This window comes from Kaistia sp. UC242_56, assembly GCF_044452255.1.
GTDB classification, from domain to species: Bacteria; Pseudomonadota; Alphaproteobacteria; order Rhizobiales; family Kaistiaceae; genus Kaistia; species Kaistia defluvii_A.
The window spans coordinates 1,665,111-1,679,959 of record NZ_JBIOAN010000002.1 but is presented as its reverse complement, the minus strand read 5'-3'; the positions used below and the strand labels follow the sequence as shown (position 1 = coordinate 1,679,959).

Below are 14,849 nucleotides of genomic sequence, written 5' to 3'. Positions count from 1 at the left end.
CGATTTGACCTTCACGAAGAACGGGTTGCGGTCTCGCCCCATTGCGGGTCGGACCAGACGGAATGGATGTCGGCAATCGAAGCGCCGTCGCGCAGGATCGCGGCCGGGCCGGCCAAGTAGGGGGAGCCCGTGCTGCCGTGCAGAAACAGGCCCGGCAGGAGGCGCATGGCCGCCCGGCTGCCCTTGGTGCCACGGACCAGAACCCGGCTTGCCGGTTCGCCGACTCGCGGATGCAGCGGCAGGACCGCCAAGCCACCGAACCGGCCCTCGCAGGCGGCCAGAACCGCCGGCAGGCGATCGGCGGGCAGGATGGCCGCCAGCGTCCCCTGCTGGCGGACGAGCGCGGCGGCGGCGCGGAACCAGTCGTCCAGCCCGCCCGCCTCCAGCACATGCGCCCGGGCGCGAAAATCATCCGGCGAGGCTCGAACGCGGCCACGGTCGTGAAAAGGCGGATTCATTAGCGCATGGTCGAAGCTCTCCGGCAGCAGCGCCGCCGCCTTGCGGGCATCGCCGGCCAGGAGATCCACGCCGACGACCTCGACCCGATCGGCGAAGCCGGCATTGGCCGGCCGCTGGAGGGCCTGCTCCGCGCAAGCCAACAGTTCCGCTTCGCGTTCGGCCAGCACCAAGCTGGCGCCCTGGGCCCGCGCCGCGAGCGACAGGCCGGCGACGCCGGCCCCCGCGCCCATGTCGATGATACGGCCTCGCGCGACGCCACCCATCGCGGCCGCCAGGATGACCGCGTCGAGCCCGGAACGGTGATGACCGCGCGCCGGCTGGATCGCCTCCACCATGCCGCCCAAGAAGGCGTCGACCGTCGTCTCAAGCGGCATGTCGAGCATCGCCTAGCGTTCCTCCGGCAGTTCGCCACCGACACCGGCGTCGGTCAGCAACTGGCGCGCGTCCGCCATCTCCTCGGCGAGGACGAGGACGCGGCGCGGCAGCACGCCGAGCGAACCTTCCATGACGCTCATGTTCTGGTCGACGACCATGTGCTCGATGCCGGCATCCCGCAGCAGGGCTTCAACGAAGGAAATCATGACGATGTCGTTGGTACGGATGAGTTCTTCCATGTCCCCTCAAGAGTTGTCGACGGCGATATACCGTCTCGCCAAGCCTAAGGCCGGCCGGGCCTGGCAGCAATGCGGCTGGCATGGTCGCAACGTTCGTCCTGCATCGCAGCAAGAAAAGCCGCAATCGGCGACTTGGTTGCCTGCGTGAGCCATCGTGTCACTTGTTCCGATCCCGCTCGCCCCCTATTGTCCCCCGCGAAACAGAGGCGAACCGGGAGCGTTGCCCGTGGGATTGGTAGTTCCGCTCGACGAGAGCAAGAAGAAGGGCGCAGCCCGGATCGAGCCTCTCGTCGCGCTAGTATCGGCCGACATGGATCTGGTGAACCAGATCATCCTGTCCAAGGCCGGATCTGATGTGGAGATGATCCCCGAGGTCGCCCAGCATCTTATTTCTTCCGGCGGCAAGCGCCTGCGCCCGATGCTGACGCTCGCGGCGGCGCGCATGTCTGGCTATCATGGCGATGCGCATGTGAAGCTGGCGGCCAGCGTCGAGTTCATGCACACGGCGACGCTGCTGCACGACGACGTTGTCGACGAGAGCGAATTGCGGCGCGGCAAGCAGACGGCGCGGATGGTCTGGGGCAACCAGGCCAGCGTGCTGGTCGGCGACTTCCTGCTCGGCCAGGCCTTCCGCATGATGGTCGAGGTCGGCTCGCTCGACGCGCTCGACGTCCTCTCGGCTGCCGCCACGGTGATTGCCGAGGGCGAAGTGATGCAGCTCTCGGCCGCCAAGAACATGGCGACGACCGAGGACGAATACCTGGCCGTGATCAAGGCCAAGACGGCGGCGCTGTTCTCGGCCGCTGCCGAAGTGGGCCCGATCATTGCCGACAAGGGCCGCGACGCCCGCGCCGCCTTCCGCTCCTACGGCACCAATCTCGGCCTCGCCTTCCAGCTGATCGACGATGCGCTCGACTATGGCGGCAACTCGGCCGAGCTCGGCAAGAAGGTCGGCGACGATTTCCGCGAGGGCAAGATCACCCTGCCCGTCGTGCTGGCCTATCGGCGCGGCTCGGAAGCCGAGCGCGCCTTCTGGCAGCGCACGCTCGAAAAGGGCGACATCCAGGACGGCGATCTGGAAAAGGCGATCGCCCTGCTTCGCTCGCACAAGACCATCGACGAGACGATCGAGCGCGCCCGCCATTTTGGCTCGGTCGCGCGCGACGCGCTGGCCACCTTCCCGGACAGCGGCTGGAAGTCCTCGCTGCTCGAAGTCATCGACTTCTGCATCGAGCGGGCGCACTGACGAACGTGGCGGTGGAACCCGTGGCGCCCCGACTGCCATGAGTTCATTCGCCACGGGTTGCGGGGTGGTCGCAAAAGCGCCATCCTCTTTGGCCAGCCTCGGGATCGAGGTTCTATACCAACACTGGGTATCAGACAGGATTTCGATGCGCCGCACGCTGCCTTCCCTTGTCCGCCCGCTTCGCTCCGCGGCCATCTGCCTTGCCCTGCTCGCCAGCACCAGCCTTCTGGCCGGCGCGGCGGCCCGGGCCGAGACGTCCGTGTCCGACTTGCTCGACGACGCGATGCCCACGCTGACGGGCAGCTATCTGGCCGCTTTGAGCGCCATCTCGGCCCAGGACTACGATGCGGCGACCGCGCTGTTCGAGGAGGCGCTGAGCCAGGATCCGGACAATCCGATCCTGATGGAGCGGACCTTCACGCTGCTGATCGCCAATGGCCATATCGACCGGGCGATTCCTCTGGCCGAACGGCTGGTCGAGTTGAACCCCGAAATGCGCATGGGCCAGATGGTGCTCGGCGTGAAGGCGCTCAAGTCGAAGAAATTCGCCGAAGCCGGCAAGCATCTCGGCAAGAGCGAGCGCGGCCCCCTCGCCAACATCTCGTCCGGCCTGCTTTCGGCCTGGGCGGCACAGGGCCAGGGTGAGACCGACGCGGCGCTCAAGATCGTCGAAACGCTGCAAGGCCCCGAATGGTATTCGGTGTTCAAGAATTTCAACATCGCCCTGATCAACGAAAATGCCGGGCGCACCGACGCCGCGCTCAAGGCGATCACCGCCGCCTATGAGGCCGAAGGCGGTTCGCTGCGCGTCACGGAAGCCTATGCCCGGATGATGGCAAGGGCGGGCAAGATCGACGAGGCGAAGCAGGCGCTCGACCGCTTCACCCAGAACAGCGTCGGCCATCCGCTGGTCGCCGCCCTGCAGAAGGACGTCGCTTCCGGCCGGAAGCCCGCCCCGATGGTGCGCAACGCCCAGGAAGGCGCCGGCGAGGTCCTCTACGGCCTCGGCTCGGCGATCGGCAGCGAGAATGGCGGCGCGGACCTCGCGACGATCTATCTGCGTCTGGCGAACTACCTGCAGCCGACCAACGAACTCGTGATCATGGCGCTCGGCGACCTGACGCAGAACGCGCAGCGCTTCGAGCGCTCGATCCCGATCTTCGACAAGGTCCCCAAGACCTCGCCGCTGCGGCGCAATGCCGACCTCCAGGTCGCACTCAGCCTCGACGCGGCCGGCAAGCCGGACCTGGCCATCAAGCGCCTCAAAAGCCTGATCGCGGCAAACCCGCGCGACATCGACGCCCTGACCACCCTGGCGACGATCAATCGCACGGCCAAGCGCTATGACGAGGCGGCCAAGCTCTACACCCGGGCGATCGATGCGATCACCGAGGACAATCCCCGCAACTGGCTGATCTATTATTTCCGCGGCATCGCCTATGAGCGCGCGCAGCAATGGCAGAAGGCCGAGGCCGATTTCCTCAAGGCGCTGGAAATCACCCCGGAAGAGCCGCAGGTACTGAACTATCTCGGCTATAGCTGGATCGATCGCGGCCTCAATCTCGACCGCGCCACCGACATGATCAAGAAGGCGGTCGAGCTGCGCCCGAATGACGGCTACATCGTCGATAGCCTCGGCTGGGCCTACTACAAGCAGAACAAGTTCGAGGAGGCGGTCGCCCAGCTCGAGCGCGCCATCACGATCAAGGCCGACGACGCCACCATCAACGACCATCTCGGCGACGCTTACTGGAAGGTCGGGCGCAAGCTCGAAGCGACGTTCCAGTGGGCGCATGCGCGCGACCTGAACCCCGAGCCGGCCGACAAGGCGCGTATCCTCGCCAAGCTGGCCAAGGGGCTCGACAAGGTCGAAGCCGAAGAGAAGGCTGCGGCTGCCCCGGGCGACGCGACCAAGGGCAACGCCGTCAAGGGCGATGCAGCCAAGCCGGAGCCCGCCAAGGCGGATTCCGCTACCGACAAGACCGCTTCGCCGCATGCCGAGGGTCCGAGCCGGATCACGATTAGCGCCGGCGACAGCCTGTGGAAGATCGCGCTCAAGGTCTATGGCGATGGCGAGCTCTACAGCCGGCTGATCGACGCCAACCGTGACAAGCTGCCCAACCCGAACGTCATCGTTCCGGGCCTGGTCATCGACATTCCGCAGTTCGACACGGCGCAGTGACCGCAGACGACCGGAGCGGCGCCGAGCCGGGTTCCGTGCTCGGATCCGCTTTCGCTCCGGCGAAGGTCAATCTCGCCTTGCACGTCACCGGCCGGCGCGCCGATGGCTATCATCGCCTGGACAGCCTCGTTGCGTTCGCGGCGATCGGCGACACCATTGAGGCGATCGCCGACCCGGCCGCCACCGAACCTTCCCTCGCCATCCAGGGTCCATTCGCGGCGGGTCTCGCGATCGGGCCGGATAATCTCGTCCTGCGGGCTGCGCGCGTCCATGCCGCGGCCGGCGGCCGTATCGACGGCCTCGCCTTGCGCCTCACCAAGCGGCTGCCCGTGGCATCGGGGATCGGCGGCGGATCGGCCGACGCGGCGGCGACGCTCCGCCTGCTGGGCGCGATATCCCCCCTCCCCGACGCGCGCGCCAGCGAGCTTGCGGCGCTCGCCGCATCGCTTGGCGCCGACGTGCCGATGTGCCTGCTCTCGGCGCCCGCGCGCGCCAGCGGCATTGGCGAGATCCTCAAGCCGGTGTCCGGCCTGCCCGCCCTGCCCATGCTGCTGGTGAACCCCGGCATCGCCGTGTCGACGCCAGCCGTCTTCAAGCGGCTCGAACGGGCCGACAATCCCGCGCTTCCGCCTATTCCCTCCGCCTTCGCCGATAGTGCCGAAGTGGCGGAATGGCTCCGCGCGACGCGCAACGATCTCGAGGCCCCGGCCATCGCCGCCCTGCCACAAATCGGCGATGTGATTGCCAGGGTCGAGGCCGAGCCGGGATGTTTACTGACGCGAATGTCAGGGTCCGGCGCCACAGTCTTTGGACTTTTCCCCGATACCGCCAGCGTGGACCGGGCCGCCGCGCGGATACGCGCCGATCATCCCGCATGGTGGGTCGTCTCGACCCGGACGGCTTCGTCCTAGCCGCCACTTTCCTCGGCCCCCGGCGCGGTCTATGTCTGGTCCCGAGACATGCGACCGAGGATCCAGCCATGGCCACGCCCGACGAGAGCCTGCCCTTCATTGCCGTCCGCTTCGCCGTGCTGACCGTCTCGGACACGCGCTCGCTGGAGGACGACAAGTCCGGCAAGATCCTGGCCGACCGCATCCTGGAGGCGGGCCATATCCTGTTCCGAACGGGCGATCGTTCCCGATGACATCGACGAGATCCGGACCATCGTCACCTGCTGGATCGAGGACCCCGAGATCGACGTGATCATTACAACGGGCGGAACCGGCTTCACCGGCCGCGATGTCACGCCGGACGCCGTGGAGCCCTTGTTCGAAAAGCGGATGGACGGCTTCTCCGCCGTCTTTCACCGGATCAGCTACGACAAGATCGGCACGTCGACGATCCAGTCGCGCGCCACGGCCGGCGTCGCCAACTCGACCTTCATCTTCGCCATTCCGGGATCGCCCGGCGCCTGCAAGGATGCCTGGGACGGGATTATCCGCGTGCAGTTCGACTATCGCAGCCGGCCCTGCAATTTCGTCGAGATCATGCCCCGCCTGGACGAACACCTGAAGCGCGGCAAGCTGAAGGGCTGATCAGGCGACCGCTGCGCGCGACACAGCGCGCGAACGCAGGAAGGACAGCCGGGCGCGGCCGATGCGACGGGCGAGATCGCCGTCGACATTGCCGGGCCTGGCCCGATGACCGCCGACCGTGCGGTAGAGGCTGGCCGAGACCAGAAGCCCTTCCATGCGCGAGGGCGAGGCGAACAGGCGCGAGCGGACCGAGGCACGGATTTCCGACAGCCGGGCCCGCCAGCCGAAGCCGGCATTGGCATGACGGAACGAGGCGGCGCGATTGGCCCCTGCCCCCGAGATCGCCAGCCGATCGATGAAATCGCGCGCCTCGCGCTGCCAGCCGGGCTCCAGCATCACGTCGGGCGACAGGAACAGCAGCCAGTCGGAGCGCGCCTTGGCGGCGCCCGCCGCCAGGTCCGCGCCGCGATCGCCGGTACCGGGGAGGATCTTGCAGCCGGCCGCATCCGCGACCGCCAGCGTGTCGTCCGTCGAGCGCGCATCGACCACGATCACTTCGCGCACCATGCCATCGGCCGCAGCCGGGACCAGTGCCGCCAGCGCATGCGCCAACGCCATTTCATCATTGTGAGTGGAAAGGATCACGCTGATCATCATTTCGATCTTAAACCGAGTTTTTTGCGACTGCGAGACGAATCCGCCGAGACGTTGCGTCGCAAGACATAACGTTCTTGTTTTGTTCCCGCTCTGAGCGTATGAATCGTTGCATGTCGCTCGCCCGCTCCCTCCCCCCGCATCTCGACCCGCTGCTCCTGCCGGCGGACCAGACCCATGCCGCGTCGATCGATCCTGACCGTCGACGCGGACGGGCGCCCAGAGCAACAGCTCTGGGCGCTTTGAAAAATTCCAGTCCATCCCTTTCGACGATGGCTGGCAGACCCTGGATGAACTGCCGCCGTTCAAGACGGAAGTGATGCCGGAGAAGGCGAAGACGATCATCACGCGAAACGATTCGCCGGATCTCGCCTTCGACCGGTCGATCAATCCCTATCGCGGCTGCGAGCATGGCTGCTCCTACTGCTTCGCCCGGCCGACGCACGCCTATATGGGCCTGTCGCCGGGACTCGATTTCGAATCGAAGCTTTTCTACAAGCCGGATGCCGCCAAGCTGCTGGAGAAGGAGCTGTCCGACCCCGGCTACAAGCCGCGCACGATCGCCATCGGCACCAATACCGACCCGTATCAGCCGATCGAGCGGCAGCACCGGATGATGCGCGACATCCTCGAGGTGCTGGACCACTTCAACCATCCCGTCGGCATCGTGACGAAGTCGGCGCTGGTGCTGCGCGACGTCGACATTCTCGGGCGGATGGCGGAGCGCGGCTTGGCCAAGGTGGCGCTGTCGATCACGACGCTCGACCGCCAACTGGCGCGCACGATGGAGCCGCGGGCGGCCACGCCCGGTCGCCGGCTCGACGCGCTGCGCGGCCTGGCGGACGCCGGCGTCCCCGTCGGGGTCCTGGTCGCACCCGTCATTCCGGCCCTCAATGATTCGGAGATCGAACGGATTCTCGACGCCGCGGTCGCCGCCGGGGCGACGGAGGCCGGTTATGTGATCCTGCGCCTGCCCCTCGAGGTCAGCGAGATATTCAAGGAATGGCTGCTGCGCCATTATCCCGACCGCTTCCGCCATGTCCTCTCGGTCCTCCGCTCGATGCGCGGCGGCAAGGATTACGATTCGGAGTTCGGCAAGCGGCAGAAGGGCGAAGGCCCCTATGCCTGGCAGATCGGCCGCCGCTTCGAGATCGCGGCGCAGCGCCTCGGGCTGAACCGGCGCCACCTGAAGCTTCGCACGGACCTGTTTTCCCCACCTCGCGAGGCCCCGGCGCAGCTCAGCCTGTTCTAGTCACGGCGCTCTCCGACGCCATCTATGGTAACAAGGGCGATCTGGCGCGCGGGTGGCAGGCGCTCGGCGTCTTCGTCCATCGGCCGCCCTCATGCGACGATCGGAGTGAGAATTGGCAGAACAACTTCCCGGGGCGACGCAGAAGCTCGCTCTGCTGATCGATGCCGACAATGTGCGGGCCGACTTCCTTCCGATCATCATTCGCGAAGCCTCGACCATCGGCCGCGTCGTCATCCGCCGCGTCTATGGCCACTTCGCCTCCAGCGCGATGAACCAGTGGCAGCCGCTGCTGCATTCGCATGCGCTTACGCCGGTCCATGTGCCGCCGGCCGCTGTCGGCAAGAACGCGACCGACATGAAGCTCGCCATCGAGGCGATGGACATGCTGCACGAGAAGGGGCTGGACGGCTTCTGCATCGCGTCCAGCGACAGCGATTTCACCACGCTGGCAAGCCGGATCCGCGAGGACGGGCTCGTCGTCTATGGCTTTGGCGAGCAGAAATCGACCAAGCCCTATGTCGCCGCCTGCGACCGTTTCTTCTACTGCGACCTGCTTCTGGCCGAAGAGCGGCAGGAGAAGAATGACGGCCCCGCGGCCAAGGCGACCAAGCAGCCGGCCAAGAGCGCCCCTCGCCTGCCGCGTGATGAGATCTTCGCAGCGATCGAGGACGTGTCCGGCGACGATGGCTGGGCGCATCTCGGCCCGGTCGGCCAGATCCTGTTCAAGCGCATGCCCGATTTCGACCCGCGCAATTACGGCTTCCGCAAGCTCGTCGACTTGATGGAGACGGTTGCCGGCGTCGAGGTGCGACGCGTCGACCTGGAAGCGGGCGGCCGCGCCGTGATGATCCGGCTCAAGGTGAAATAGCGCAGGCCCGTGTTGGCAGGCGAAGCGCAGCGCGCGGCGGCCGGATGGCATTGCGGCGCGCGGCTTTGCTGACTAACATACTCACAATTGTATCCATCTTGTGGGGGCGACCGTGCTCAAGTCCACGACAACCGATCTCGACTATCTGGTCAGCCACATCGCCCAGGCGGTCCGCTCTGCCGAAGCGTTCGACGATCCGTTCTATCATCTGGTGCTGGACGGGATCTTTCCGGCCGATGTCTATGCCGAGATGCAGGAACTGATGCCGTCGGCCGGCCATTTCCGCGCGCTCGCCGGCCGGGGTAACGTCAATATCCGCGATGACGGCAGCGCAACCCGCGTCAAGGTCGATCTGTTTCCGGAATATCTGCGCCATCTCGAAGGCCGCCGGAAGGTCCTCTGGAACCTGGTCGGCGCCGCGCTGTGCTCGGTTCCCGTCCGCGATGCCTTCGTCGAGCGGCTGGAGCCCGGCCTCAAGCGTCGCTTCGGCAGCGCCTACAAGGCGACGGATTTCTTCCCGATCCCGATGCTCACGCGCGACACCTCCGGCTACCGGATCAAGGAGCACACCGATACGCGCTGGAAGGGCATCACCGTCCAGATGTACCTGCCGCGCGACGAATCGCTGAACGGCGTCGGCACCGTGTTTTCCTCGCGCGAGCCCGAGGGTGGCTTTACCCGGGTGAAGCAGATGGAGTTCATCCCGAACCACGGCTATGCCTTCGCGGTCGGCGACAACACCTGGCATTCGGTCGACCCCACGGGCGTGCTGCCGACTTCGCGCGACAGCATCCTGCACACCTATTTCGTCGACCAGACCGCCTTCGAGAAGGCGCGCAATCGCGGCAAGCGGGTCGGCAATTTCATCAAGAACGAGTTCCGCCAGTTGGTTGGCTGAATTCGGCCCATAGCGGCGCAGGCTTGCCTTCGAAGGCGTCGGGGCAACCCGGCGCCTTTTTCCATTCGGCCACGGCTCGCCTGCGTCGTCAGGCGCGACGCCGGCCGCGCTTGCATTCGTCCGCCGCCTCGGGGATTTTGCCGAAATGGCACGCGCATCCGAATCACAGCTTCTGTTCGAACTTCCGCCCGTCCCGACCGACGCGATCGAACGACGCCTGCGCCGGGCCGGCCACAAGGCCATTGCCGGGGTCGACGAAGTCGGCCGCGGTCCGCTCGCTGGTCCCGTGGTCGCGGCGGCGGTCATCCTCGATCCCAAGCGCATCCCCGACGGGCTGAACGATTCGAAGAAGCTGACGCCAGCGGCGCGCGAAGCGCTGTTCGAGCAGATCATGGCTACGGCGCATGTCTCCGTGGTCGCGGCGTCCGTGCTCCGGATCGATACGACCAACATCCGCCAGGCGACGCTCTGGGCGATGGCGCGCGCCGTCAACGGCCTGTCGCATCTCGCCGACCACGTCATCGTCGACGGCATCGACGTGCCGCCCGGCCTCGCCTGCCGGGGCGAGGCGTTCGTCAAGGGCGATGGGCGCTCCGTGTCGATCGCGGCCGCCTCGATCGTCGCCAAGGTCTCGCGCGACCGGATGATGGTCCGCGCCGCCGCGCATTACCCCGATTACGGCTTCGAGCGCCATGTCGGCTACGGAACCCCGGTTCATCTCGCCGCGCTGGCTAGCCTCGGCGCCTGCCCGCTGCACCGCACCAGCTTCGCGCCGGTGCGCGCCGTGCTCGCAAACGAAAACGCCGCCGGCATGGCCGACGGCGTTGACTGTCTCGACGAGGAATTCCTCGTTTAGTTCAGGCGGTTCTTCACGTCGGCGATCGACGAGGCAACCATCTCGGCGCCGGCCGCGCCCTTGAGCTTGGCCGACAGGATCTTCTCGGCAGCCGCAATCGCGACATCGGCAGAAAGCGCCTTCACTTCCTGCAGAGCCTGATGCTCGGCCTGGGTGATCTTGTCCTCGGCCATCTTGGTGCGGCGCGTGACGTAATCTTCCATCTGGACCTTCGCCTCATCGGCCAGCGCCGCGGCTTCGCGACGTGCCTTCTCGACGATGGTCTGAGCCTCGGCCTCGGCCTCGCGAGCCCGCTTCTGGTAGTCGGCGAGCAGAGCCGCCGCTTCCTCGCGGAGACGCTTGGCGTCGTCCAGGTCCTTGGCAATGCTCTCGGAACGCTTGTCGAGCGCCTTACCGATGGTCGTGTGCACGCCGACGAAAGCCAGCAGCACGAAGAAAAGGATCAGGCCGACAAGGGCGAAAAAGGAAGCATCGATATGCATGGTCCTGCCCCTTACTTCGACGACACGGAGGAGACGGCGGCTGCCACCTCTTCCGAGCTCGGCTGCTGTCCGGAAAGCGCCGCGACAACGGCTGCGGCGGTTTCTTCGGCGATCGCGCCGACATCGCCGAGCGCCTTTGCCTTGATCTCGCCGATCCGGGCTTCGGCTTCCTCGAGCTTCGCGCTGAGCGAGGACTCGATATCGGCACGCTGCTTGACGGCGGCAGCCTTCGCCTCGTCCGTGCCGGCCTGCGCGATGGCGTGGGCGGCGGTACGTGCGTCGGCCAGAGCCTTCTCATAAGTGCCGAGTGCCTTGTCGGACTCGACGCGAAGGCGCTGGGCTTCTTCCAGATCGCCGGAGATCCGCGCTGCGCGGCCCTCGACGATGGTGCTGAGCCGCGGCACCAGGAAGCGCTTCATCAGCAGATAGAGCAGGCCGAAGAAGATCACATACCAAAGGATCTGCGACGGGTACTTCTGCGTGTCGAAGGGTGGGAACGGTGCCTTCACCCCTGCCTCGTGCCCGACCTCGGTATGTGTCTCAGTCGGCGCCGGCGGAACGACGGCAGGCGCCGGCGCGGGCGCGGCATCCTGTGCGTGGGCAGGCGAGATGAACCAAGTCATCGAAGACCCCAGATCGTAAACTAAAACACATGCGACGGCACGAGGCCGCCGCATGAGGCTTCACCCGGCCGCCCGAAGGCGGCCTGACGGGATCAGACCACGAAGAGCAGGAGCAGAGCGACGAGCAGCGAGAAGATGCCGAGCGCTTCCGTCACGGCGAAGCCGAGGATGAGGCGACCGAACTGGCCGTCAGCAGCCGACGGATTGCGCAGCGCGCCCGTCAGGTAGCTCGAGAAGATGTTGCCGAGGGCGAGAGCCGTTCCGGCCATGCCGAAGCAGGCAAGACCAGCACCGATGAACTTTGCAGCTTCCGCTTCCATTTTATGCTCCTTGAAGTCGTAATTTCGGGTTGGAAGAACGTGTACCTTCGCCGACCTGCTGATCAATGCCCGGGATGGAGGGCGTCGTTCAGATACATGCAGGTAAGGACCGTGAAGATGTAGGCCTGGAGGAATGCCACCAGGAATTCGAGAGCCGTCAGGCCGACCGTCATGGCCAGCGGCAGGATCGCGCCGCCGACGCCGATGGCGCCGAGCGAGGCCATGCTGGCAACGAAGCCGGCAAATACCTTGAGCGTGATGTGACCGGCAAGCATGTTGCCGAAGAGACGAACCGAAAGGCTGATCGGGCGGGACAGGAACGAGATGATCTCGATCGCCGACACCAGCGGCACGACCGCCATCGGAACGCCATGCGGCACGAACAGGCCGAGGAAGCCGAAGCCATGGCGCATGAAGCCATAGACAACCACGGTCAGCATGACCGTCATCGCCAGGGCGAAGGTCACGATGATCTGGCTGGTCGCCGTCATGAAATAGGGGAACATTCCGAAGAAGTTGGCCACCAGGATGAACATGAACAGCGAGAATACGAGGGGGAAGAACCGCATCCCCTCCTTGCCGGCGCTCGATCGGAGCGTGTTGGCAACGAATTCATAGGCCAGTTCCGCGACCGACTGCAGCCGGCCCGGGATCAGGCTCGCCTTCGACGTCGCGAGCAGGATGAAACCCGTCACGATGGCGACCGTCGCCCCCATGGCGAAAGCGGAGTTGGTGAAATGGAATTCCATTCCGCCGAACTGGCCGAGCGGGAAATATTCCTGAATGTGAAACTGATGGATCGGATCGTTAGCCACCGAGCCCGCCTTCTTCGCCTGAGTCTGACCGCAGCCTGTGCCGCGACCCTATGGATACCTACTTCTTCTTAGTCCGGCTCGACACCTGCCGGGCTTCCGGCGGCGCAACTTTGCCGACCGCGCGCAAGACGTTCAGGACGCCCGCGACGAACCCAAGCAGCAAGAGCACGATCATCCCCCAGGGGGACGTACCAAGCCAGCGGTCGAACAACCAGCCAAGTCCGGCACCGACCAGCACGCCCGAGACGAACTCTCCAACGATCCGAAACGCCAGACGCATACCCTGCGCATTGACTTCGTTCGATGGCTGAGCCCGTTCGGCTGCCTTCGCTTCCTCAGACGCCTTATCCAGCTTCTGACTTAGCGCGCGCAGCCTCGCCGATAGCGCGGCTTCGTCCTCAGCCATACGCTTGATCGTCTCTTCGTCACCCGGCGAACCCGTGTCGCTCATCGCGTCATCCTTGCCAAGTGCCGAGAAAGCCTCACAAAGCTTATTACCGCCCCGAAACCGCGCGCACCATAGTGACGCCTCCAACCCGTGTCAAGAAGCCGGAATTCATTCGTAACGCCTTGATTTTATTGGAATTAATCAAATCGTTGCTGAGACGTTTTAACGGAATCAGCGAATCCCTGACGGGCGGCACGTTCACAGCGCCTCGCCATCGTGCGACAAGACGACCATGAGCGACAATACTAATCCCAAGGTCAACCGCGGGCCGCGATCGATCGGCGCGCTGATCGGCAGCGTGATTGCGCCGGTCTGCGCCAAGCGCGGCTTCGCCACCGCCGATCTGATCTCGTCCTGGGCCGACATCGTCGGTCCGCGCTACGCGACGACCACAATGCCGGAAAAGATCACCTGGCCGCGGCGCGACCAGGCCAAGGCGCCGGCCGGCGCGACGCTGGTCATCCGGGTCGATTCGGGCATGGCGATCTATCTGCAGCACGAGACCGGCGTGATTCTCGACCGGATCAACGGATTTCTGGGTTTCGGCGCGGTGTCGCAGCTCAAGATCGTGCAGGGCGTCGTCGCGACGCCGCGCAAGGCCACGGTGGCGCCCGCCCCGCTTTCCAAGGCCGACGAAGCCCGCGTCGTCGATACCGTCGCCTCGGTGGAGAGCGAGGGATTGCGCCAGGCGCTCGAGCGCCTCGGTCGCGGCGTCTACGGCGCCTCCCGGCGGTCCTGAGCGTCGCTGGCAAGGGCCGGCGTGTTCAACTTAACGAGAAACGCCACATTTGATGTGGTAGGTTTCCCGCCAAGCGTGTCATTCGTTCCGCTGTCCGGACGCCATAGCAGCGCCGGGGCAAAAGGAGATGCAGGATCTTGAAGTTCAATCGCAGACAGTTTCTCGGCCAGGCTGGTGTCGGCGTTCTCGCCATCGGCGCCGTTTCGATGCTGCCGGCTTCGGCCCAGGCCGCGGACTCGGTCGACCTCGCAGCATTGCTGAAGCCGGGCCCGCTTGGCGACAACATGATGGGCGATCCCAAGGCCCCCATCACGGTCGTCGAGTACATGTCGCTGACCTGCTCGCACTGCAAGCATTTCCACGACACGACCTGGAAGCCCTTCAAAGAGAAGTACATCGACACGGGCAAGGTCCACTTCATCATGCGGGATTTCCCGCTCGATCCGCTGGCCACCGCCGCGATCATGCTGGCGCATTCCGCCCCCAACGATAACTTCTTCCCGATGGTCGACCTGCTGTTCGACCAGCAGGAGAAGTGGGCCTTCGTCGAGAACCCGGTTCCCGCCCTGCTCGACCTCGCCAAGCAGGTCGGCTTCACGCAGGAAACCTTCGAGCTCACCCTGAAGAACCAGGCCCTGCTCGATGCGGTGAACGCGGTCAAGGAACGCGGCGCGAACGAGTTCGGCGTCAATTCTACCCCGACCTTCTTCATCAACGGGTCCAGGCATCCGGGTGCTCTCTCGATCGAGGAAATGGACAAGCTGCTGGCCGGCTGACCGGCGGCACCGGATCGTATCCAGTCTCGCGAGGGCGCGCTGGCGCCCTTGCGGGCCTTCCTTTCTGTCTGTCCCGACGATCGGCCCTCTCGACCCTGGGAGGGCTTTTGCTATGCAGTTGTTCCGCTTGCCGTCCCTCCGC

16 protein-coding genes and 2 pseudogenes are annotated in these 14,849 nt (G+C 65.6%); 10 read left to right on the top strand and 8 right to left on the bottom strand.

The annotated features are described in order from the left end of the window. Positions 1-11: 11 nt before the first annotated feature. Both ACHMWQ_RS10585 and ACHMWQ_RS10580 read right to left on the bottom strand, forming a co-directional pair. Positions 12-842 carry a tRNA1(Val) (adenine(37)-N6)-methyltransferase gene (locus tag ACHMWQ_RS10585; protein ID WP_396307427.1) on the bottom strand — a complete coding sequence of 277 codons (831 nt, stop codon included), beginning with the start codon at positions 840-842 and terminating at the stop codon, positions 12-14. A 3-nt stretch (positions 843-845) separates the two neighbouring features. After that, on the bottom strand, positions 846-1,073 hold the full coding sequence (locus ACHMWQ_RS10580; RefSeq protein ID WP_266332986.1) for a DUF2007 domain-containing protein: 228 nt from the start codon (positions 1,071-1,073) through the stop codon (positions 846-848). 226 nt (positions 1,074-1,299) lie between these two features. Between ACHMWQ_RS10580 and ACHMWQ_RS10575 the strand changes: the two genes are divergently transcribed. The 4 genes and pseudogenes from ACHMWQ_RS10575 (at position 1,300) to moaB (ending at position 6,036) form a co-directional block, all read left to right on the top strand. Further along, positions 1,300-2,319, top strand: a complete 1,020-nt coding sequence (locus ACHMWQ_RS10575) for a polyprenyl synthetase family protein (protein WP_354547936.1) — start codon at positions 1,300-1,302, stop codon at positions 2,317-2,319. Between the two features lie 145 nt (positions 2,320-2,464). After that, a complete protein-coding gene (locus ACHMWQ_RS10570; RefSeq protein ID WP_396307426.1) occupies positions 2,465-4,501 on the top strand; it encodes a tetratricopeptide repeat protein in 2,037 nt (678 codons plus the stop codon). Beyond that, positions 4,498-5,412: a 4-(cytidine 5'-diphospho)-2-C-methyl-D-erythritol kinase gene (locus ACHMWQ_RS10565; RefSeq protein WP_396307425.1), complete on the top strand. Its 915-nt coding sequence runs from the start codon at positions 4,498-4,500 to the stop codon at positions 5,410-5,412. Before ACHMWQ_RS10570 ends, ACHMWQ_RS10565 begins: the two co-directional genes overlap by 4 nt. Positions 5,413-5,480: 68 nt before the next feature. Continuing rightward, positions 5,481-6,036: pseudogene (gene moaB / locus ACHMWQ_RS10560) on the top strand (molybdenum cofactor biosynthesis protein B). Here the strand turns inward: moaB and ACHMWQ_RS10555 are convergent. Next, entirely contained in the window at positions 6,037-6,630 is a 594-nt protein-coding gene (locus tag ACHMWQ_RS10555) for a glycosyltransferase (RefSeq protein WP_396307424.1), read from the bottom strand. Positions 6,631-6,743: 113 nt separating this feature from the next. Here ACHMWQ_RS10555 and ACHMWQ_RS10550 point away from each other — a divergent pair. The 4 genes and pseudogenes from ACHMWQ_RS10550 (at position 6,744) to ACHMWQ_RS10535 (ending at position 10,504) form a co-directional block, all read left to right on the top strand. Beyond that, a pseudogene (locus ACHMWQ_RS10550) lies at positions 6,744-7,882 on the top strand (PA0069 family radical SAM protein). 112 nt (positions 7,883-7,994) lie between these two features. Further along, positions 7,995-8,750: an NYN domain-containing protein gene (locus ACHMWQ_RS10545; RefSeq protein WP_396307423.1), complete on the top strand. Its 756-nt coding sequence runs from the start codon at positions 7,995-7,997 to the stop codon at positions 8,748-8,750. A gap of 112 nt (positions 8,751-8,862) precedes the next feature. Beyond that, positions 8,863-9,648 carry a hypothetical protein gene (locus ACHMWQ_RS10540; protein ID WP_354547924.1) on the top strand — a complete coding sequence of 262 codons (786 nt, stop codon included), beginning with the start codon at positions 8,863-8,865 and terminating at the stop codon, positions 9,646-9,648. A 145-nt stretch (positions 9,649-9,793) separates the two neighbouring features. Further along, positions 9,794-10,504: a ribonuclease HII gene (locus ACHMWQ_RS10535; protein WP_396307422.1), complete on the top strand. Its 711-nt coding sequence runs from the start codon at positions 9,794-9,796 to the stop codon at positions 10,502-10,504. Here the strand turns inward: ACHMWQ_RS10535 and ACHMWQ_RS10530 are convergent. The 5 genes from ACHMWQ_RS10530 to ACHMWQ_RS10510 form a co-directional block, all read right to left on the bottom strand. Continuing rightward, positions 10,501-10,986, bottom strand: coding sequence for a F0F1 ATP synthase subunit B (locus ACHMWQ_RS10530; RefSeq protein ID WP_354547920.1), 486 nt, complete (start codon positions 10,984-10,986; stop codon positions 10,501-10,503). The two genes, ACHMWQ_RS10535 and ACHMWQ_RS10530, sit on opposite strands and share 4 nt — an antisense overlap. 11 nt (positions 10,987-10,997) lie before the next feature. Beyond that, positions 10,998-11,609, bottom strand: a complete 612-nt coding sequence (locus ACHMWQ_RS10525; RefSeq protein WP_396307421.1) for a F0F1 ATP synthase subunit B — start codon at positions 11,607-11,609, stop codon at positions 10,998-11,000. A gap of 92 nt (positions 11,610-11,701) precedes the next feature. Next, on the bottom strand, positions 11,702-11,929 hold the full coding sequence (locus ACHMWQ_RS10520; RefSeq protein ID WP_266332970.1) for a F0F1 ATP synthase subunit C: 228 nt from the start codon (positions 11,927-11,929) through the stop codon (positions 11,702-11,704). 62 nt (positions 11,930-11,991) lie between these two features. Next, on the bottom strand, positions 11,992-12,744 hold the full coding sequence (locus tag ACHMWQ_RS10515) for a F0F1 ATP synthase subunit A (RefSeq protein ID WP_354547916.1): 753 nt from the start codon (positions 12,742-12,744) through the stop codon (positions 11,992-11,994). 58 nt (positions 12,745-12,802) lie between these two features. Continuing rightward, a complete protein-coding gene (locus ACHMWQ_RS10510) occupies positions 12,803-13,195 on the bottom strand; it encodes an AtpZ/AtpI family protein (RefSeq protein ID WP_396307420.1) in 393 nt (130 codons plus the stop codon). 229 nt (positions 13,196-13,424) lie between these two features. Between ACHMWQ_RS10510 and ACHMWQ_RS10505 the strand changes: the two genes are divergently transcribed. Both ACHMWQ_RS10505 and ACHMWQ_RS10500 read left to right on the top strand, forming a co-directional pair. Continuing rightward, on the top strand, positions 13,425-13,931 hold the full coding sequence (locus ACHMWQ_RS10505) for a DUF721 domain-containing protein (RefSeq protein ID WP_266332965.1): 507 nt from the start codon (positions 13,425-13,427) through the stop codon (positions 13,929-13,931). 137 nt (positions 13,932-14,068) lie between these two features. Then, positions 14,069-14,707, top strand: a complete 639-nt coding sequence (locus tag ACHMWQ_RS10500) for a DsbA family protein (RefSeq protein ID WP_396307419.1) — start codon at positions 14,069-14,071, stop codon at positions 14,705-14,707. The last annotated feature ends 142 nt before the right edge of the window (positions 14,708-14,849 follow it).